The sequence below is a fragment of the Paenibacillus kobensis NBRC 15729 genome (assembly GCF_004000825.1).
GTDB classification, from domain to species: Bacteria; Bacillota; Bacilli; order Paenibacillales; family Paenibacillaceae; genus Paenibacillus_T; species Paenibacillus_T kobensis.
The window spans coordinates 1-20,271 of sequence record NZ_BILZ01000075.1 but is presented as its reverse complement, the minus strand read 5'-3'; the positions used below and the strand labels follow the sequence as shown (position 1 = coordinate 20,271).

Here is a 20,271-nt window from a genome sequence, read left to right as displayed (position 1 = left end):
TACTTTGTTTCTCTATCAGACCTGGGATGAGCGTCAATAAGTACCACGCAGCTAACCCTTCATTGCACTTCGTACAATGAAATCCGCCAACTGGCACTCATGGAATGGATTCGATGTATTTCGTACAACGTAAAATGAACTTCCTCCGCCAAATCAGCTGGCTCAGGCCGATAACCCCGTTTTATCGTTGTACGTAGTGCAATGAACACTTACTATCAGGCACATCCAGCATGTTTTCATTGCATGAAGTGCAATGAATCCACCGGAACAGCTTTGCCGACAAAAAAAAGAGCCTCCTGCAAGGCAGGAGACTTCTTGAGACTTCTTGAGACTTCTTCAGATCTATTGAGATCTCTTGAGACTTATGAGAGTATTTAATATTTTTTAAATTTTAATAGACTCTTTAAAACTATCCATCCAGCTTATCTTACAGCAACGCCCAGCGCCGCTTCCTTCTCGCGAACGAGCGGAATAACTTTCTCGCCGAACGCCTTCAAGTCTTCTTCGTAATGGAGGAAGCCCGTTAGAATCAGATCGACGCCGATCCGCTTCAGCTCGATGATCTTGTCCGCGACTTGCTCGGCCGTGCCGATCAGTCCCGTCTTGAAGCCGTCGTTGTATTGGACGAGGTCTTCAAAATTGGAGTTCGCCCACATGCCTTCGCGCTCCGGAGACGCTTTGCCCGCGAATTGCACTTGGCTGCGGAATCCTTCAACGGCTTCCGGATCGGCATAGTGGATAATGTCGCGGAGCACTTGGCGCGCCTCCTCCTCCGTATCCCGGACGATGACAAAGGCGTTCACGCCGAACTTCAGCTTGCGCCCGTGAGCGTCCGACAACTGGTTGATGTCATCGATCTGGGCGCGGAAGCCGTCGACCGTATTGCCGTTCATGAAGTACCAGTCCGACACTCGCGCCGCCATCTCACGGGCCGCCGAAGAGTTGCCGCCTTGGAATACCGGCGGGATAGCGACCGGCTTCGGCTTGTGCGGCGCGCCATTAATCCGGTAGAAATCTCCGCGAAAATTTGTTTCATCTTCCGTCCATAGCTGCTTCAGTACGCGAATAAACTCCTCGGAACGGCGGTACCGCTCGTTATGGTCGAGCCAAGGCTCGCCGAAGCCGTGGAACTCGCCTTTAAACCAGCCGCTAACGATGTTGACCGCTGCACGGCCTTGGCTAATATGGTCGAGCGTGGAGATCGCTTTCGCGATCGGACCCGGATGCCACAGCCCCGGCAGGACGGCAGCGATTAGGTTCAGCTTGCTCGTTACCGCCGCCAGAGCGGAAGCCAGACCGATGGCCTCCAGCTGATTCTCCGCGCCATAGCTGGCAATGAACCGCGTCTGCAGCAACGCGTAATCAAAGCCGGACTCCTCGGCTTCTTTCGCATACCTCGCATTGTCCTGGAACGTCCAGCCCGTCTTCTGCGGAATTTTCGATATGACCAAGCCGCCGCTCACATTCGGCACCCAATAAGCAAATTTCAATGACATGGTTTTCACCTCATAATTGATTGTATTCATACCAATGGGGGCCTTTAGTGGACTAATCGGCGCCTATATACATGCATTAGTTCGTGCTTGCTTCTGCCTTCACGCGGTGAGTCGGAACCATATTGTTCGCAATGACTTCTCCGAACGGACTAATGAACGCGCGGTCCTCCTCGCGCTTGCTGCCGCTATAGCCCAGCTTCGGGAACAGCAGCTCCGCCGTCCGGTACGCTTCCTCCAGATGAGGATAACCGGACAAAATAAACGTCTCGACGCCAAGCGCTTCATATTCTCTAATTCTCTCCGCCACTTGATCCGGATCGCCTACGAGCGCCGTGCCCGCGCCGCCTCGGACCAGTCCGATGCCCGCCCATAGATTCGGGCTGACGACCAGATTGGATCGGTCTCCCTTATGCAGGCTGGACATCCGCTGCTGGCCGACCGAGTCCATGCGGGCGTAGACCTGCTGAGCGGAAGCGATCGTCTCCTCGTCGAGATGCTCGATCAGGCTGTCGGCCGCCCGCCAAGCTTCCTCTTCCGTCTGGCGGACGATGACGTGCAGCCGAATGCCGAACTTGAGCGTCCGGCCTCGGCTTGCCGCAAGCTCGCGCATCTGTTTGATTTTGCGCTCAACCGCCGCCGGCGGCTCACCCCACGTTAAATACACATCGACGTGATCGGCTGCCACTTCCATCGCCGCATCGGACGAGCCCCCGAAGTATAGAGGCGGATAAGGCTTCTGAATCGTCGGATACAACACCGTGCCGCCGCGAACCTGCAAATATTTGCCCTCAAAGTCGACGGCCCCGCCTTCCAGCTCCTTGCGCCAGATCGTTAGAAACTCATCGGTTAGCTCATAGCGTTCGTCGTGCTTAAGGAACAAGCCGTCTCCTTCTAGCTCGATCGGATCGCCGCCCGCCACGACGTTAATGAGCAGCCGGCCGCCGGAGAACCGGTCCAGCGTCGCCGCCATGCGTGCCGCCGTCGTCGGCAGCATCAAGCCCGGACGGGCTGCGACTAGAAACTTCAGCCGCTGAGTGACGGGGATCAGCGACGAAGCGACGATCCAAGCGTCCTCGCAAGATTTTCCTGTCGGCAGCAGTACACCCGCATAGCCGAGCTCGTCCGCTGCCTGTGCGATTTGTTTGCAATAGTGATGCGATACCGCCCTTGCTCCTTCGCTCGTACCTAGGTAACGGCCGTCGCCGTGCGTCGGAATAAACCAGAATAGTTCCATTTTGATCGAGTCTCCTCTGCTTCGTTCTTGATTAAATCGCCGGCGATTTGCCTTTGCTGTTTTCCTTAAGCAGCTTCCAGATCGGATCGGTCAGGGAACCTTTATCGAACCGGTTGTAGTGGTTCGCCAATCCGCGAATCGGATCTCCCGCGTAAAATTTCTCGTACAGCAAATGCCGCGCGCCAAGCGGACTGCCGATCAAATCCCAAGCCAGCTTGAACAGCTCGACTTTTTTCTCCGCGCTGACGGAGGCTCCCTCGAAATACTGATGCATCAGCTTCGAGATCGGACCGTAGAAGTCTTCCGCGTCCGACGGCGTCTGAACGAAGCCTCCCGCGCCAACTTGCTGCAAAATCTCGACCGCTCTCGGGTAATATTTCGTCCCCAGGCTTCTGGCTGTCTCGACGTATTGCAAATCCGGCACCAGCACGCCCGATGCGTCAGGCTTCGCCTGCGTCTCGGCCGCGATGACCAGCGCCTTAATGACGTCAATCTGCGTCAGCAACTCGCCAAGCTTCTCTTGAATGTGCAGGAAGCCGGTGACGCCGATCGCCTCCGCCACGGCGAACGAAACGCCCGTAATAAATTCGAGCTTCGCGACGAAACGAACGACATTTTGATGAAACGCCAGCCCGTTCGCCGTCTTATTAGCCCGCAGCGCAAGCACCTTCTCGGAATCGCCGTACAGCAGCACTCGTTCCCATGGAATGAGTACGTCGTCGAAGAACAGCACCGCGTCCATCTCGTCGTAGCGCGAGCTAAGCGGATGATTCCGTTCATTCGGATGATGGAACGACTCACGGCAGACGATATGCAGCCCGGGCGAATTCGCCGGCACGATCAACACATGCGCGTGCTTACGGTGTTCGGACTGGAATTGCAGGAACGAGAAGATGACGAAATCATGCGTGTACGGCGCGCCTGTCGCAATCATTTTGGCCCCGCGGACGACGATGCCCTCGGACGTTTCGCGGACGACGTGCAGGAACCGCTCCGCGATCCGCTTGTCGTCCAACCCGCTCGAACGGTCGATCTGCGGATCGATGATCGCCGTCGTCAAGAACAAGTCGTTATCCCTCGCATGCTCGTAATAGGCTGATATTTTGTGCGCAAACTGCGGATCAAGCTCACTGAGCTGATCTCTTGCCGCATACCACCCGGTTACCATCGACCGCGCGTAATCAGACAGCCGGCTCATCATCCCGTTCGTCGCCGAGGACCAATGGGCGAATGAGCGGCTGCGCTTATCCAGCTCCTCTTGCGAGTACGGCACGAGGAAGGAGCTGTGCGCATATTTCCCCGTCTCAGGCACAAGATATCCGGCTTTATCGCGCTCCTGCGGATCGTCCATCATGTTGAACAACTTGCCGATCGTATTCAGCGTTCCTTTGAATTCGGCGTGCTCGGACACGCTGGCGATCGGTTTGCCTTCCAGCCACACGCTGCGTCCGTCGTCTAAGCTTGCCTTGAATTTATCTCCCCTTGAGCTCATGCTGTTCAACCTCCATTATTAATACGAATTAATCCGATTGATTTTGTCTGGTATGTAGATTATGATAGCTCATATCCAATTTATATCAACAATCAATAACGCTTACTTTGGCGGTTATCCGACAGATCTGTCCGTTTTGTTTCCCATCAGGCAAATAACCGACATTCATGGAACAAATGACCGTTTAAGAATTGTAGGATAAGCAACAAAATACACCAAAATGACGGATCTATTAGGAGGGATACGATGAGTGATCATCGGGGCAAAGACCGCAGAGTCGCCCGCACACGGTCGATGATAGCGGACGCTTTGATGGCGATTTTGCACCGCAAGCCGTATGAAGACATCAGCATTACGGACATCGCGGAGCAAGCGGATATTAACCGCTCGACGTTCTATGCGCATTTTCTCGATAAGGATGATCTGCTCAGCCAGCTCGTCTCTGAGAAAATGGACACGCTCCGAACGCTGCTGCTTGAAGCTGCCGTCACATCGAAAGCCGCGCCGGGCTTTGATTCAGCGGACCCCATCTTTACGGTATTGTTCCGGCATGTGATGGAGCAGCACAGCTTCTATTCGTTGATGTTGTCCCGCTACCCGAACGGCCAGTTTCGCGCGATGCTGACCAGCCTGATCAAAGACAACTTCTTCATCCGTATTTCCAATCTGGGGCTGGATCAGCAGCTTCAAGTACCGCTCGAACTTCTTCTCGATTACATCAGCTTCTCCACAGCAGGCATGCTGGACAAATGGCTCACGAACGAACGCGTATACTCGCCTGATCACATGGGACTTCAACTGACTCGGCTTGCCGTCCTCGGCGTATATCCTGCAATGGGCGCAGCTTCTTCAAAAGCATAGAACCATGAACAACGACAAAGCCGGCATCGCTCCATCCGCTAACGGATGACGCAATGCCGGCTCTGGTTCATGAAGCAAACCTATTTTCGACCATCGATCCTGCGCTCGGGCTAGCACCAATGGCTGTACGTTGTGCATTAATTCCGTATTGTGGTGTCCCGGAAAGCACAAACGGGCTGTCCCATAAGTCATCCTCTGACCTTGGAACAGCCCGTTGCATTGATAACGAACCAAATGAACCGTGTCTGAAAGCCTCATTGCATTCCATGCAATGAAGAAAACTTAGTTAGTGGTGAATCAAGCACATTTGGTCACCTACACCCCAATTCTCATTGTACGAAGTACAACGGAGCTGCTGTTTCTGCCCTATGCGGTGGTTTTCATTGCATAGAATGCAATAAGATCTTCGTAACTCCCTGCACATACCTGCATCCTTTGTACCGCTCTTCGGCCTCACTCGCTCTATGGCACCAAATGCCTGTACGTTGTGCAGGCATTTCTTCGTACCACATAACCGCTGACACCTAGCGCAGAGCAACTGATCTTCATTGCATTCCTTACAATGAAAACAAACCAAATGAACCGTGTCTGAAAGCCTCATTGCACTCCATACAATATAAAAACGCGATTAGTGGCTAATCAAGCCGATTTGGTCCCTTATCCCCAATTTCTCATTTTACGAAGTACAACGAAGCTACTTGTTATGCTTCATGTGGTGGATTTCATTGCACAGAATGCAATGAAGATCTCGCAAGGCTTCACATTCTCACCCGTTGCCAGAACAACAATAGGGGCAGAACGCTAAGTCATTGACTTATTGCTCTGCCCCTCGTTCAGTTGTTCAATCGTTATTTATTATTGCAGATGATACAAACGGTCGATAATAACGGCCGTCTCGGCGCGCGTTGCGGTTCCGTTCGGATTCATGAACGATCCGCTGCCCGTCACGATGCCGTGCTTCACAAGCGTTGCAATGCTGTCCGCTGCATATGGAGCAACGGATGGCCCTATGGCGCATTGGTGCTATCGTTGTTATATAAGCTCACGGTCAGATTTTCACCGAGCCAACTCGAATAGGGAACATCAGCGTCGTCTCGCCGTTCTCGACCCTTTCGATGCTGTACAAATCCGCAAGCTCATGGCCTGATTGATGCACCCATCGATACAGGGAACCGAATACGGCGTGATCGTTTGCAGGTTTGGAAGTACAAGCATAAGTCATCGCGGGCAGCTCCATCCATTCTAAACCTTCCGGCTGCTCTGCAGACAACGGATCAACCATCACTCCCTTGAACAACTTGAAGTTGTCCGTGTCGTCATTGTAGTCGGGCGGATCAACGGACACAATGATGTCTACCCCCGGCAAAATCTGTCCCATGATATCGTCCCTCCTGCTCTCAAAGTCCGCTACCAATGCAGGGGCTTTTCTCTCGACATCCGCTAATAGCACTTGAATCGATAAACCGACGAGCTTCATCGGACCATGCTCAACGATTGCTACTTTCATCTCGATTCTCTCCCATTAATCTTTTTGAACTATCCAAAATACCATTAAAACCATATTTTACTATAATAGCAAACAAGCGTTCGTATGTAAAGAACTTAGTACCCAGCCCCTTTTCGAGGGGGTCGTTGCCTTCGTCAGGAGGCATACAAGAATGAGGATCATCAAAAATTAGCAGGACCTTGACTTCCTGCGCCGCGCTGGAGTACTTCCGTAGGCACTCCGATATCAGGGACCACAAATCTCTCAATTGCAACAGCAACACCATCGTTGTCATTTGATTCGGTAATGTGTTTTGCACAATTTTTCAATTCAATTATCGCGTTTTCCATAGCGATCGGAAATCCGCACTTATGGAATAGTCCTACATCGTTAAAGTCATCCCCGAATACCATCACATGTTCTGACTTCACCCCGATATCATCAAGCGCCCATTGCACGGCTTCTTCTTTTGAGGCTGATTTTTGCATGATTTGAACCAATGCTCCTCCATCCGTTGCGATTACGTTCACATGATCACCGAATTGCTCGATAACATCCATCCACGCGCTGTAACCATGAACCAATATTTTGGTTGGGGATAGTGAATTAATAAAACTCTTATCAACAACCAGAGGCTTAGGATCATTCGGACGGAAACCGAAATGACTAAGTTGCGAGTCAGGAATTGGTGTACACGTATAACATGAGTCATTGACCTCGTAATTAATGATCGATTGAGGTGCATGTAACTCGATGAAATTGTTGATCTGTCGGCTAATCTCATTTGGAATACTAATGTGCCGCTGCGTTTGCTTAGACCTGCATGTCATTAAAGCACCATTGTAATAAACAAAGTAGTCTACAAAAGGAAAATTCTCTACAAATTGATTAGCCGCTCTAGGCGGTCGCGCCGTGGCAACAATAATATGAATTCCAGCATCGTAACATTTTTTAACGGTCTGATGATTTCTAGGCGATATGGATTTGTCACTGCCGAGCAATGTTCCGTCCAAGTCTAATACAATTGCCTGTATATCCGACATCCGCATCTCTCCTCATAAGTAATTCTTCCAACTATACCCTAATTCTAGAAGAGAGGATAGACTCAATATTGAGTTGAATTGCAGATATTCAGGGCTATTTGAAATGGTACCGATAATACTTAAAATCATGTCGTTCATTCATCATATGAATCAACAAATTTCGCTCATCAACAAGCTGGAACCCGCAGTGCTCTTTCCACAAAAGTTCTGATAACAAGCCGTTCTGTTTCGATATAAACCGTGTTTGAGTCACTCATTAGTTACACCTATCCACGTGGTTTTTGTAATGCATACTCATACTTGTACATTACGACGAAAAGGTACTTTTTGTAACTAACTGCTTATTGACCCCCGACGTGTAAAATACATCGCTTGGCCTATAAGCCGCATGGGTTCCTTTTCAATATGTTCGAGCTGTCCCTTCCGCCAATACGATAAGGAGCAGGTCGCCGCGTCGCCTGCTTCACTCACAATCCATTCGCATCAAATGGGATTCCGAGCATCAGGCGGTTCTGCTGGAAGGTACGGGGCATAAGCCGGCGGGAGAGAACATCAATGTCTCGCTGATCTACGGCGACTATTACTATATCTAGGCATTTGCCAAGCTGAACGGATGGAAGCACCGCATTTTCTAATGCACACTACGGAATTCACACTGAAGCACTCCTGAAATAAATCAAGCGCCCTTCGAGGCCCTCATCACTTCGACTCCGTGAGTCATGAGGGCCCTAATGAGGGCGCTAATTTTAATCCAACAAGAGAGGCTGGCGGCAAAAGGAAGGCTAACCTTGCGGGCTATCTGTGCTGAGCTGTTTGATTTTGTTCTGAAACCGGAACCAGCCGTATAGCAGTAAAAGTGCTACAGTCGTCTGAAAGCCGCTTACGGATGCAATCGTGCTGGAGATCACTTCGGAACGGTCTGCTGTTTCGAACATATTAACCAAGTTGAGGATCAGAATCGGAATGTTCGCGAGCAAGATCATAAGAAAGGTCGTCTGCACTCTTTTCCATAATTGAATGATCGTGGTGCGATCGGTATAGATCTCATAAGACTCGCCTTCCGCATACGGCTTCCGGAAATAATGCCACCCCATATACGAGCTGACATGCTCCCAGCCCATGTCCTCGAATAATGCTAGGTACGACTTCAATTCCTCGCCCTTCTTCAACTGGTGATAGTCCACTTTATAGACATAACGGCGGTCCGTATCCTTCTCGAACCGGCTGCGAACGATTCCCGGCTTGACCAGATGCAGACCTTGCGCCGACAGATCGGTCATCCACTGTTCATCCTTCTCATAGTTCCATACGAAAGAAACCCGGGTGCGATACTCCATCTTGCCGCCAGCCTTCTGCATCATTACACATCTCCTCCTAATCGTTCGATCGCTGCTCTGCCGCTGCCAAGCAGCTCTTCCATCCGTTCCATCTCCGCCAACAACACGAGTCTGCCTCTTGCTGTTATGGTGTAATGCTTCCGCCGCGAATCGGTGCTGTCCGCACCAGGGGCATTGTCGATGAGCCCTTTCTTCTGCAGGGTGCTGAGCGCCGTGTATAGCGTCCCTGCTCCGATCCGAACCCGTCCTCCGCTCATCTGCTCCACGTCCTGCATCATGGCATAGCCATGTGCGTCTCCCGGATACAGCGCGACCAGAATGTAATAGAACGCCTCCGTCAAAGGCAGCATATCCTGCACGTTCTCTCTCATAGTTCCACCTCTTCCGCATCTAACGATTGTCTGCATTATATCGTCTGTTGTTGTATCGACCATCAATATATCGTCTGTCGATATAATAACATTCACTATATCGACTGTCAATATAGTTTCACCTAATTTATTCCTGCCCTCTGTACACGACAAAAAAAGGCTGCCGCAACAGCCTCCAGTGAAGTAAAGCTGATGCGACAACCTTTAGGTGCGGCTCGCAGACGAAGTGCCTAATGGTCCATCCCCGTTACCCCGCTTTCGTTGCCGTAATTTCAGCCGTTTGCCCGCGTTCAGCCGCCGCCTGTGCAGTAACAGCGCCCAGTTTCTCCTGAAAGAACATCCAGACGATCAGAATGAAGCTTGCTAGCGCCACTTCGGACAAAGCCATAAATCCAATCGCATAATGCCCGGTTACGTTGAACAAGAACGTTAGCATCAGCGGCGGGAAGAATCCGCCTAGACCGCCCATCGCCGAGATCAGTCCGTTCGCGATGCCGGCCTGCTGCGAGAAATAGAGCGGCACCAGCTTGAATATCGTGCCGTTGCCCGTGCCGGCGCACAAGGCGACCGTCAGACAGCCGACCGTATACCACGTCATCGACGGGGCAAAAGAGAGCAGAATGCCGGATACCGTCAGTCCTGCAAAGACGAACATTAAGATTTTGAACGGATTAAACTTATCGCCGAGATAGCCGCCAATCGGCCGCATCGCCGTCGCAAGCGCGATGAATCCCGCTGTGCGCATGCCGGCATCGACCTTCGCCAGTTCGAAGTTGGTCACAAGGAAATTCGGCAAATAAACGGTGAACGCGACGAATGAGCCGAACGTGATGAAATAGAACAAGCAAAGCAGCCACAGCTTCGAATTGCCCGATACGCCGCGGATCTGCTCGACGAGCGCCGTCCGCACCTTCGGCTCGTTCCGGTCGCCGGCCGTAAAGTTCATCACCGCCATTACAATCAGCAAGATGCTGTAGAGCATGACGGTGCGCGACCAGCCGAATTGATCGGCCAATACCGGCGCTCCGAACGTCGAGATCGCCGTACCGAGATTGCCGATACCGTAGATCCCGTTCACGAAGCCGTGCCGCTCCTTCGGGTAATACTTCGGCAGCGATGTAACGCCGACCGAGAAGACAGCACCGCCGATGCCTAAGAAGAAGCCCCCGATGATGAGATCGCGGAACGAATCGGCTTGGCTGACCCAATAGACAGGGGCGAGCAGCAGGACGAAGCTGATCGAGAACAGCAGCCGCGCCCCGTACCGGTTCGTCCAATAGCCGATCGGCACCCGCATGACGGAACCGATCAGCACCGGCACCGCTGTCACCCAAGTCAGCTGCGAGGTTGTCAGATGGATCGTCTCTTTAATGAACGGCATTAGAGAGGACAGAATGACCCATACCATGAAGCCCAGCACGAGGCTGACGGTTTGCAGCGGCAGTTGAAAAGCTCGCTTATTCATCGTACATCACGCTCCCGTCGATAGATCAGATAAGCTGCGGGGAACAGCAGAATATTGAACAAGGCATACATGATAACCGACCGGTAATGCTCGAAATAATAAGCATTCACCGCTTTCTGCGTACAGATGATGTTCAGAAATAAGACGATGCATAGCAGAATCACGCCGCGCCAGCTACGTTTCATAATGCTTCACTCCCGTGGCGTACACCGCTCCGCCTTCCTGTCTGAGCAGCACTTCGGGCAGCGGCCGCTGCGGCGGTCCGGCCGTCGGCTTGCCCGTCCGGGCATCGAACGCGCCGTGATGGCACGGACAGACGAGCTCATCCTTCTCTTTGCTCCAGAACACCGGACATTTCAGATGGGTACATGCATTCTGATACGCCTTGTACTCGTTCTCGCTTAGCCGGATAAGCAGCGCAGAATCATGCTTGCCCGGATAAGCGAACTTCGCGGCTTCCCCGACGGGCAGGTCGGCGATATCGGTAATCCGTAGCGGAGGATCGTCTTGATGCCCGCCTCCTGCCAACCCTTTGACCGCCAGCGCTCCCCAAGGGAGCGTCGATACGGCGAACACGCCTGCAGCGCCGACCATCGTCTTCATGAACGCCCGCCTGTCCAGCAGCCGCTCGTCTCCCTTGCGAATGTTATGCGTATAATTGTTTTCCTCGAAAGGGATTTGGTCGTTCTTTCGTTGTTGTTTCTGCTGCAGGTTCTGTATATGCTTCTGCTTCACACACTCTGCGCACTGTACTTCTTGATCCTGATCCTTATCCATACCAAGCACCTCACGGCCGGTTAATTAGAAGAGCTTCTGTTTCCCTTGCAGGATGCCGGGCAGGCTGATCTTCACGTTCGTCATGCCTTCCAGCGGATTGTACGGCTCGCTTGCCGTCCACTGGCCAAGCGCATGCCGCGATTGCTTCGCCGCCAATTGTTCATCCGTCAGCCACTGCAGCGTATTGGTCGGGCATACGGATGCGCACATCGGCGGAATCCCTTCTTTGGTCCGGTCATAGCAGAGGTCGCACTTATACATTAGGTTCTGCTCTTGATCGAACTTCGGGATGCCGTACGGGCAGGCAAGCGTGCAGTTCTGGCAGCCGATGCATTTCTCCACGAGCGCTGACAGCACGACGCCCTCATCCGTAATTTGAATCGCCTGCGCCGGGCAGCTGCGGGCACAGGCCGGATTAACGCAGTGCAGACACATAAGCGGAATCGTCTGCCGCGAGACGAGCGGATCGACGTCATAGACGTAGTTGCGGTTCCGCTCCTCATGGCCGCCGCACTGCGTGCATGCCGCCAGGCAGCTGCGGCAGCCGATGCAATTGTCCATCTCAATGTATAGATGATGCTTCAAGAGACGACCGCCCCTTCCGGCAGCTTCCCGATCTGAGCTGCGCACACTTTAAATTCGGGCATGCGCGACATCGGATCGAGCGCATCGATCGTGAGCAGATTAACCGACTGCTCATGGCCGAAATGGTAAGGAACGAATACCGTATCCTTCCGAATGGCCTCAATGATCTTCACTTTGTACAACGCTTCGCCGCGCCGCGTATACAACCGGACGACTTCGTCATGGTGGATGCCGTAAAGAGCAGCCGTCTCGGGATGCACCTCGACATATGGCTCCGGGCACATGTCCCGCAGGAACGGAATCCGTCTCGTCTGGTTGCCCGACAAGTAGTGGTACACGACGCGTCCCGTCGTCAGCCGCAGAGGGTACTGTTCGCACGGCTCCTCCGCCGGCGGCCGGTACGGGAGCGCGCACAGCTTCGCCTTGCCGTCCGGATGATAAAACTTATGATCGAGGAACATATGCGGCGTACCGGTATCTGCCTCGTCGCGGCATGGCCAGAATACGCCGTTCTGACGATCGATTTTGTCCCACGTCGCACCGTAGTAGTCCGCATAGCCGCCCTTCGTCGCCAGCCGGAATTCGTCCGCTACGTCGCGGGCCGTCTTCAGATGGCGGAAGTACTGCCCTCTGCCCATCCGCTCCGCCAGCTCGACCTCGATCAGCCAATCGGGCTTCGACTCGCCGAGCGGTTCTTGAGCTTTGTTGATTTTGATAATGCGGCCTTCCAGATTCGTGACCGTTCCTTCATCCTCCGACCAAGTGACGGAAGGCAGTACGACGTCAGCATACTCGGCCGATTCCGACAGATAGATGTCGGAGCAGACCATGAAGTCGAGATGACGGAGCGCTTCCCTTACAAAATTCTGATTCGGCGCCGATACAGCCGGATTCGAGCAGAGGAGATACAACCCCCGAATCGTCTGCTGATCCATGAGCTCGAACATTTCATAAGCGGACACGCCCGGCTGCGGCATCTCTTCCGGGGTGATGCCCCACACCTTGCATACTTCTTCCACATGCTTCGGATTCGTCAGCTTGCGGTAGCCCGGCAGCAGATCGGACTTCTGGCCGTGCTCCCGGCCGCCCTGCCCGTTGCCTTGGCCGGTGAAGGTCGCGACGCCCGCCTTCGGACGACCGATCTTGCCGGTGACGAGGCACATGTTCGTGTACGCCGATACGTTGTCCGCCCCCCTCGTCTGCTGCTCAATGCCTCGGGCGAACATGACGATCGCGTTCGGCGCTTTGCCGTAAATCTCGGCGGCGCGGATCAGCTTCTCCGGGGCGACGCCCGTAATTTCGCTCGTATATTCGGGTGTGAACGACTCTACGATGGCCTTCAGTTCCTCGAATCCGTTCGTGTGCGCAGCGATAAATTCTTTATCGATACGTACGCTGCGGATAAGCAGGTTGACCATACAATTGGCTAGCGCCAGATCCGTTCCCGGACGCAGATCGAGATGCACGTCGGCGCGTCTTGCAATCGGCGTCTCGCGAGGATCGGCGACGATCAGATAGCCGCCCCGGTTCTGCACCTCCCATACCCGGAACATCGAGGTCGGGTGGCACTCCGCCGTATTGCTGCCGGCGATGAACAGGCAGTCCGTCTCGTGCAGATCCGTCCACGGCAGCGTCGAGCCCCGGTCGACGCCGAAGGTGCGGAGGAAACCGGCGGCAGCACTGGACATGCAGAACCGGCCATTGTAGTCGATATAGCGCGTTTGCAGCGCGACCCGGGCGAACTTGCCGGTCAGGTAGCATTTCTCGTTCGTCATCGACACGCCGCTGAACACGGACAACGAATCCTTGCCATACTGCCGCTGCAACGCTTGGAACCGGCTGACGATCAGGCTGTACGCTTCGTCCCAGCTTGCCTCGCGGAAGCCGTCCTTCGTTCCTTTGAGCGAAGCGTCATCGCGGATAAGCGGCCGCAGCAGCCGGTCTTTATGGTTCGTCTGCTGATAGGCGGTAACGCCTTTCGGGCACATTTTGCCAAGCGTAACAGGCCAGTCGTATCTCGGTTCCACGCCGATGATCTTGTTCGTCGACTTGTCGACGCGAAGGTTCATGCCGCACTGCATGCCGCAGTAGGAGCAATGCGTCGGGACGAGCTGCTCGTTCGGGTGGATTTTGTTCGCGAACGTCGTTGTACGGTTATCCCCTTGCATTCTGGTTGGCCTCCTTGACGGGAATCCGGTGAGTCGGAATTCCGGTGAAACGGGACATGCGGTATTTGCGGCGGCAAGGCAGGCACAGTTCTGCGAGATGGTTGCCGTCCTCTGTTCTGAACTCGATATCGTTCGCGTTCAGCACGGCGATGACGTCGTTCGACTGCTCCGCCGAAGCGAAGCCGCTGCCGCATACTTTGCACAATTTCATCTCTTGCTCGGCGTAATGCTCTCTGTAATTTCGTGCAAAAACGCTCATCGGCCGGAACGGAATATGAGCCAGCTTGCCGAACGGAACGTAAATAAGCGTTACGATGACAGACCATTGATGGACAAGCGTTACGACCGGATGACCGTAGCCGTGGAGGACGATGTTGCAGAACGTGAGGAGCAGCCCGGTCAGGCTGACGAACAGAAGAAGATAAAGCGGCAAGAAGTCGTAGACGAACGTCTGCTCCGCCCGTGCCTGCATATTGCGGACTCTGCGGTAGAGCGCCATGGAGACGCCGCCGATGACCATGAAGGCCGTAATGTTGAGCGCGTTGTAGAACAGAAATCCAAGCAGGCCGTCCGCCTGGATCCGCATCAGGTCGATGCCGAACCCGACGACGGTGTACATGCCGTTGTCTTCCATCGTGAAGTACATCCACCCGAACACGAGCGGGAACGTCACGAAAGCGGACAAGATGCAGCCCCAGCCGAGCAAGACGTGCTGCGTCCAGCGGTACCATCCCCGGTTCCAGATGAACCGGTACGTTACTAGATGCTCCGCCGCCGTCTGCGGCGTGCTTCGCCGGAAGATCAGCTTGATGCCTTTGGTCAAAATAATGCGCGTAGGCGGCCGCTCTGCCCATGCGATGAACCGGTAAAAAAAGCCGCCGATGAAGACGACAGTGCCGACCATGTAGCCGTAAAGCGCAAGATCGAGATGGGTGAACCATCTTGAGCCGACGCCCATAAGTATGACAAGCCCGCATACGGTAAGGAAAACGCTGCGGGCGAATTTGGAAGCGAAAGCCCGATCCATGCCGTCAGCAACTCCTTCACCCTGCGAATTCGTCCGGCTTGCCAAGCGCTGCGCGGGCGAACAGTATGTTATTCTCCAGATGGATGTGCTGGAACATATCCGCCTCGAGTTCCTCCAGCTTCAAGTACGTAACCTTGAATGTCGTGCAGGCATCCTCCGGCACCGTGAAGTCGCTCGTCGCGATCCTGATCTTCTGCAGCAGATTGCCGGTTTCCCGGTGGTCATTCTCCAGCTCTTCGAGTATCTGAAGCAGCTGCTGACGGCTGTGCTCTGTTCCGGACAGCTCGTATGCGATGACGGCCGGAAACGCCTCGTTCTCTTCCTTCTCCATATGGAGCTCCATATCGAGACGCAGCGCCTGGAACCATTCTTGGACTTGGAGAAGCTCCGGATGATGCGGCCCATGCACGCGCGCTACCTTATTCACATATTGGCTCAGCTGCGGCAGCGACGATTGCAAATAGCGGTGATGATAGGTGACGATATATTCGATCAGCTCGGCCGCACTTCGCCCGGTCCAATTCGTCTCATCCGGCTTGCGGGAGACGGCCGCCCGCTCCAGACTTGCCAGCAGCAGCTCGCTTTGCTCGATTCGCTTGTCTTCAATGACCTGCTGCAGCGACTTGTTGCCCCCGCAGCAGAAGTCGATCCGGTATTGCTTGAATACTTCCGCCGTATTCGGATAGTTCGTTACAATGTCGCCAACGCGGTCCATAAGCTCGATATTTGTTCCCATAGAAACCCTCCTAGTCGTTCTTCCTTGGACACAATGCCGATGCCGTCAACTTGCTTGCAACCTCACTATAGCTGAACCGCGTTGCGCCGTAAGTGATATCCGTCACAGCTGCGGTGTCCATATCGTGTCCGTTATATGGCTTGCGGCTGACCGATGCCGATCAGGACGAAGCCGTCCTTCAACCGGACCGGATAAGTGGCCACCTGACCGGTATCGGGCTGCTGCACCTGACCCGTCGGCAGATGAATGCGGCACTCCCGAAGCGGACAATAGACATACTCGCCGCTGACGAGACCTTCCGCGAGCGGGCCGCCTTTCTTATGCCCCGTCCGGTTGTCGAGCGCATAGAAGACCGACTCGGCGGTGCGGAACACCGCGATGTCGAGCGAACCGATTGTAACCTTTTTGCCAAGATGAAGCGGAAACTGCCCTATACTGCCGGCCTTGAAATACTGCACACTGCCGCTTGGCTCGAATGAGTTCGTTGGTTCTGGCGGGACAGCCATTGAAATGACCGTCGTGGTTGGCTCCGTTATTGGTTCCGTTGATGACTGTGTGCTTGTTGCTGCTAATGCCTGTATCGGTGCGGGTACGTTCGCACCTGCCCGCTCTTGCGGCCGCTGCCGAATATCTGTCTTGGATTGTCCCGTTGCTTGCGACTGTGCTCGTATCGCTCCCATTGCCATTCCTCCTACTTCAGCTGAAGCTGAATATCTTCATACAGCTGCCGTTGCAGCCGTTCTTGTTCCACGACTTCCCGCCAAGGATCATGCAGCCCTTCCAGCGCTTGCTCCATCCGCGCCGTCAACGCTGCCCGCCGCTCCTTATCCTCCACGACCTCCCGGATGACGGCCTCAAGACCGACCCGCTCGATCCATTCCGACGTCCGCTCGCCGTATTTGCCCGATTCGCGGTACAGCTGGATGAACGCAGCCGCAATCTCCATCAGCTCATCGTCCGTCTTCACTTTGCACAGCAGCTCCGCTTTGCGCACCTTGATGCCTCCGTTGCCGCCGACGTAAATTTCCCAGCCGCCCTCGTTGCCGATCACGCCAAAATCTTTAATTTCCGCTTCCGCGCAGTTGCGCGGGCAGCCGTTAACCGCCATTTTGAACTTGGCAGGCATCCATAAACGCTCGAACTTCTTCTCGAGCTCGATGCCCATGCCGATGCTGTCCTGCGTGCCGAACCGGCAGAACGTATTGCCGACGCATGTTTTGACCGTGCGGACTGCCTTGGCGTAAGCGTAGCCCGAAGGCATGCCGAGCTCATCCCAGATAAGCGGCAGCAGTTCCTTCTTCACTCCGAGCAAGTCAAGACGCTGTCCGCCGGTCACCTTGACCATTTTCACCTCGTACTTGTCGGCCGCATCCGCAATCGCGCGAAGCTGATCCGGCGTCGTCACACCGCCGTACATGCGGGGCACGACCGAATAGGTGCCGTCCTTCTGAATGTTGGCATGCATCCGCTCATTCACCGTCCGGCTGTCCAACTCGTCCTCGAACGCTTCCGGCCACACCATCCCGATATAGTAGTTGATCGCCGGTCTGCACTTGGTGCAGCCTTCCGGATTGCGCCACTCCAGCACCTGCATCACTTCGCGGACATGGGTCAGCCGCTTGCCGCGAATCGCAGCGATGACCTCCTCCCGGCTATGATCCGTGCAACCGCACACCGTTTCCGCCGCAGCCTTGCCTTCATAACGCTCGCCGAGCGTCAACGCGACCAGCTGTTCGACGGTCGGCTTGCAGCCGCCGCACGACCTTCCGGCTCCCGTGCAAGCCTGCACCTCTTGGCCGGTCGTCAGCCCCTTGGACGTGATCGCCTGTACGATCGTGCCCTTGGTTACGCCGTTGCACCCGCACACGATTTCGTCCGAAGGCATCGCCGCGACGAACGCAAGCGGGTCGCTGTTGTCCGTGTTGCTGGCCGAACCGGCAAGCCGCGCATGAATCTGCTCCGTCATCGGCGCACTCGCCTTCACCCACTGGAGCAGCTGCGCCGAATCGGTGATGTCGCCGAATAGAACGCAACCGGCGATACGGCCTTCGCGCAGCAGCACCTTTCGGTACGTACCGGCCCAATGGTCCTGCATCCGGATAACGTCCAGCCCGGGCGCGTCTTGGAACTCTCCGGCCGAGAACACGTCGACGCCCGAAATTTTCAGCTTCGTCGATACGGTTGTTCCTTGATACGGCTCGGCTGAAAGTCCGCACAGCCGCTTCGCCAAGATGGCTCCCTGCTCGAACAGCGGAGCGACCAAGCCGTAGCAGATGCCTCGATGCTCATTGCACTCGCCGACGGCGTATACATCCGGCGCGCTCGTCTGCATGTAATCGTCCACGATGATTCCTCTGCCGACTTGCAAGCCGCAATCGTGTGCCAGCGCCGTCTCCGGCTTAATGCCGACCGCCATCACGACTAAATCTGCCTCCAGCGCGGTGCCATCCTCGAACCGTATGCCTTGAACGCGGCTGTCTCCGTACAGCTCCGACGTCTTGCGGCTTAGCATAAACTGCATACCCTGCTTCTCCAGTTCCGTCCTCAGCATCGCAGATGCTTCTGCATCGAGCTGCCGCTCCATCAAATCCGGGAACAGATGCACGACTGTCACCTGCATGCCCAGTTTCAACAGCCCTCTTGCCGCTTCCAAGCCGAGCAGTCCGCCGCCGATAACCGCCGCGTTCTTATATGCATGGGCTGCCTTGGTCATCCGCTCGCAATCTTGCCGGTCGCGGAAGCTGACGACTCCTTCTTTATCCGCGTCTGGAACCGGCAGCATCACAGGCTTCGAGCCCGTTGCAATAATGAGCTTGTCGTAACAGACGAATTGCCCGTTGCTCATGGTAATCTGCTTTGCTGCCAAGTCGATTCCGGCCGCTTCGATTCCCGTCAGCAGCTCAATGCCATTGCTCTCGTACCAGCTGTAATCGTTCAGCACGATTTCGTCGAACGTCTTGCTTCCTTCGAGTAAATAAGAGAGCTGGATTCGGTTGTAATTGGGCGACGGCTCCTTGCCGATGACCGTGATCGCGAACTTGTCTGGCGCGTGCTCCTTAATGAGCTCGACCGTTCGAATCCCTGCCATGCCATTGCCGATTACAACCAGCCGCTCTTTGTTCGCTATATTTTCTTGCTTTGCTTCACCCATTGTTCCCGCTCCTTCCACCGCTTGCTAAGCTGCTTGCATTCATCATACGATTAGTCTCGCGTTTGTGATGTGAATTAAATCACAAGGGTATCGAGCAAAATGTGAACATTATGTCTCGATTCATAGGCCATGCACAAAAGACGGCACAGGACATCGCCCGAAGGATGTTGTCCTGTACCGCCTTTTGTCATTCGTGCATTAGGCTGATTCGTCAGTGGAGCTGCTCTACCTGCTGCAGCATAGCTTCGTAGGCTCCGGGCGTTTTGAACGATGTGACGCACATCAAGTCGATCCCGTTCTCCGACAACACCGAATCGCTAATCTCGCTCCAGAAGAGCGGCTTCAGCAGCGCAGACAGAGCGGTCTCTCCTTGCTTCAATAGCGCTTCGATCTGCGTCGCCGCCGCCCGGTCATAGATGCCATGCAGCGGATGAAGCTCGCCTCCCGCGAGAGGCACGACAGCATCGAATCCGTCCTGTTTCCGGCTAAGCAGCAGCCGGGCCGCATCGGCGGAAATGAACGGCATATCGCAGCCGACAGCCCACACCGCGGAATGCTTCGCCAGCGACAACGCAGCGTGCAGACCGCCTAACGGTCCGCACCCCTCATAGAAATCGGTAATGATGCGAACCGAGCGATCGACGACCGGCAAGTACGGCTTCGGATCATCCGTCACGATGATGCGCTCCTCACACAGCTCCGCCATCCGCTCCAACTGCCGCACAATAAGCGGTTTGCCGCCGAACGGGAGCAGAGCTTTGCGCTCTCCTCCCATCCGGCGATTCGCCCCGCCAGCCAATATAACCCCGGTAAGCATAACTGTTCCTCCACCTTTCCGCACATTATATCTCTACTTTAGCGGGAAATAGGCGGTCTGTAAGTGAAGCATGTCACAACCGGAGAAGAATGCGGCCAAATATTAAGGCAATATTTTATTGCCTTCAGCGATGCAGTGCATCGCACCCCAATTCCTGCACGTTGTGCAGAAATTCAGCTACGACGGAGAGCTCCGGTCGTTATGCCTGCACTTTGTGCAGGCATC

Annotated in this window: 19 protein-coding genes; 1 reads left to right on the top strand and 18 read right to left on the bottom strand. The window is 54.6% G+C overall.

Annotation, left to right across the window (positions count from 1 at the left end; all coding sequences use genetic code 11):
* Positions 1-422: 422 nt before the first annotated feature.
* The 3 genes from sfnG to PKO01S_RS25905 all read right to left on the bottom strand — a co-directional run bounded on the left by sfnG (position 423) and on the right by PKO01S_RS25905 (position 4,222).
* Positions 423-1,496, bottom strand: coding sequence for a dimethylsulfone monooxygenase SfnG (gene sfnG / locus PKO01S_RS25915; protein ID WP_127534346.1), 1,074 nt, complete (start codon positions 1,494-1,496; stop codon positions 423-425).
* 76 nt (positions 1,497-1,572) lie between these two features.
* The gene (gene ssuD, locus PKO01S_RS25910) at positions 1,573-2,730 is read right to left on the bottom strand and encodes an FMNH2-dependent alkanesulfonate monooxygenase (RefSeq protein WP_127534345.1); all 1,158 of its coding nucleotides are present in this window, start codon (positions 2,728-2,730) and stop codon (positions 1,573-1,575) included.
* A gap of 31 nt (positions 2,731-2,761) precedes the next feature.
* Entirely contained in the window at positions 2,762-4,222 is a 1,461-nt protein-coding gene (locus tag PKO01S_RS25905; RefSeq protein WP_127534344.1) for a 4-hydroxyphenylacetate 3-hydroxylase family protein, read from the bottom strand.
* A gap of 246 nt (positions 4,223-4,468) precedes the next feature.
* Here PKO01S_RS25905 and PKO01S_RS25900 point away from each other — a divergent pair, with 246 nt between their 5' ends.
* Positions 4,469-5,083 (top strand): TetR/AcrR family transcriptional regulator, encoded by a 615-nt coding sequence (locus PKO01S_RS25900; RefSeq protein WP_127534343.1) that lies wholly within the window; start codon positions 4,469-4,471, stop codon positions 5,081-5,083.
* An 855-nt stretch (positions 5,084-5,938) separates the two neighbouring features.
* On the opposite strand, the gene PKO01S_RS25895 is transcribed toward PKO01S_RS25900, so the two are convergent.
* The 15 genes from PKO01S_RS25895 to mobA all read right to left on the bottom strand — a co-directional run bounded on the left by PKO01S_RS25895 (position 5,939) and on the right by mobA (position 20,046).
* Positions 5,939-6,094: an S-layer homology domain-containing protein gene (locus PKO01S_RS25895; RefSeq protein ID WP_127534342.1), complete on the bottom strand. Its 156-nt coding sequence runs from the start codon at positions 6,092-6,094 to the stop codon at positions 5,939-5,941.
* 37 nt (positions 6,095-6,131) lie between these two features.
* Positions 6,132-6,590: a GyrI-like domain-containing protein gene (locus PKO01S_RS25890; RefSeq protein WP_127534341.1), complete on the bottom strand. Its 459-nt coding sequence runs from the start codon at positions 6,588-6,590 to the stop codon at positions 6,132-6,134.
* A 161-nt stretch (positions 6,591-6,751) separates the two neighbouring features.
* The gene (locus PKO01S_RS25885; protein WP_164779775.1) at positions 6,752-7,612 is read right to left on the bottom strand and encodes an HAD family hydrolase; all 861 of its coding nucleotides are present in this window, start codon (positions 7,610-7,612) and stop codon (positions 6,752-6,754) included.
* 782 nt (positions 7,613-8,394) lie between these two features.
* On the bottom strand, positions 8,395-8,973 hold the full coding sequence (locus PKO01S_RS25875; protein ID WP_127534339.1) for a DUF2812 domain-containing protein: 579 nt from the start codon (positions 8,971-8,973) through the stop codon (positions 8,395-8,397).
* Complete coding sequence (locus PKO01S_RS25870; protein WP_127534338.1) at positions 8,973-9,320, bottom strand: PadR family transcriptional regulator; 348 nt, start codon at positions 9,318-9,320, stop codon at positions 8,973-8,975. The genes PKO01S_RS25875 and PKO01S_RS25870 overlap by 1 nt, the downstream gene beginning before the upstream one ends.
* Before the next feature lie 247 nt (positions 9,321-9,567).
* Entirely contained in the window at positions 9,568-10,785 is a 1,218-nt protein-coding gene (locus PKO01S_RS25865) for a nitrate/nitrite transporter (RefSeq protein WP_127534337.1), read from the bottom strand.
* Complete coding sequence (locus tag PKO01S_RS25860; protein WP_127534336.1) at positions 10,782-10,970, bottom strand: hypothetical protein; 189 nt, start codon at positions 10,968-10,970, stop codon at positions 10,782-10,784. The genes PKO01S_RS25865 and PKO01S_RS25860 overlap by 4 nt, the downstream gene beginning before the upstream one ends.
* Positions 10,960-11,562 (bottom strand): QcrA and Rieske domain-containing protein, encoded by a 603-nt coding sequence (locus PKO01S_RS25855; RefSeq protein WP_127534335.1) that lies wholly within the window; start codon positions 11,560-11,562, stop codon positions 10,960-10,962. The genes PKO01S_RS25860 and PKO01S_RS25855 overlap by 11 nt, the downstream gene beginning before the upstream one ends.
* A 24-nt stretch (positions 11,563-11,586) precedes the next feature.
* Complete coding sequence (locus PKO01S_RS25850; protein WP_127534334.1) at positions 11,587-12,147, bottom strand: 4Fe-4S dicluster domain-containing protein; 561 nt, start codon at positions 12,145-12,147, stop codon at positions 11,587-11,589.
* Positions 12,144-14,315, bottom strand: a complete 2,172-nt coding sequence (locus PKO01S_RS25845; RefSeq protein WP_127534333.1) for a molybdopterin oxidoreductase family protein — start codon at positions 14,313-14,315, stop codon at positions 12,144-12,146. The genes PKO01S_RS25850 and PKO01S_RS25845 overlap by 4 nt, the downstream gene beginning before the upstream one ends.
* Positions 14,302-15,342 (bottom strand): hypothetical protein, encoded by a 1,041-nt coding sequence (locus tag PKO01S_RS25840; protein WP_127534332.1) that lies wholly within the window; start codon positions 15,340-15,342, stop codon positions 14,302-14,304. Before PKO01S_RS25840 ends, PKO01S_RS25845 begins: the two co-directional genes overlap by 14 nt.
* Before the next feature lie 16 nt (positions 15,343-15,358).
* Positions 15,359-16,078, bottom strand: a complete 720-nt coding sequence (gene ric, locus PKO01S_RS25835) for an iron-sulfur cluster repair di-iron protein (RefSeq protein ID WP_127534331.1) — start codon at positions 16,076-16,078, stop codon at positions 15,359-15,361.
* 131 nt (positions 16,079-16,209) lie between these two features.
* Entirely contained in the window at positions 16,210-16,758 is a 549-nt protein-coding gene (nirD, locus tag PKO01S_RS25830; protein WP_307719853.1) for a nitrite reductase small subunit NirD, read from the bottom strand.
* Between the two features lie 11 nt (positions 16,759-16,769).
* Positions 16,770-19,229: a nitrite reductase large subunit NirB gene (gene nirB, locus PKO01S_RS25825; protein ID WP_127534330.1), complete on the bottom strand. Its 2,460-nt coding sequence runs from the start codon at positions 19,227-19,229 to the stop codon at positions 16,770-16,772.
* 211 nt (positions 19,230-19,440) lie between these two features.
* Entirely contained in the window at positions 19,441-20,046 is a 606-nt protein-coding gene (gene mobA / locus PKO01S_RS25820; protein ID WP_127534329.1) for a molybdenum cofactor guanylyltransferase, read from the bottom strand.
* Between the last annotated feature and the right edge of the window lie 225 nt (positions 20,047-20,271).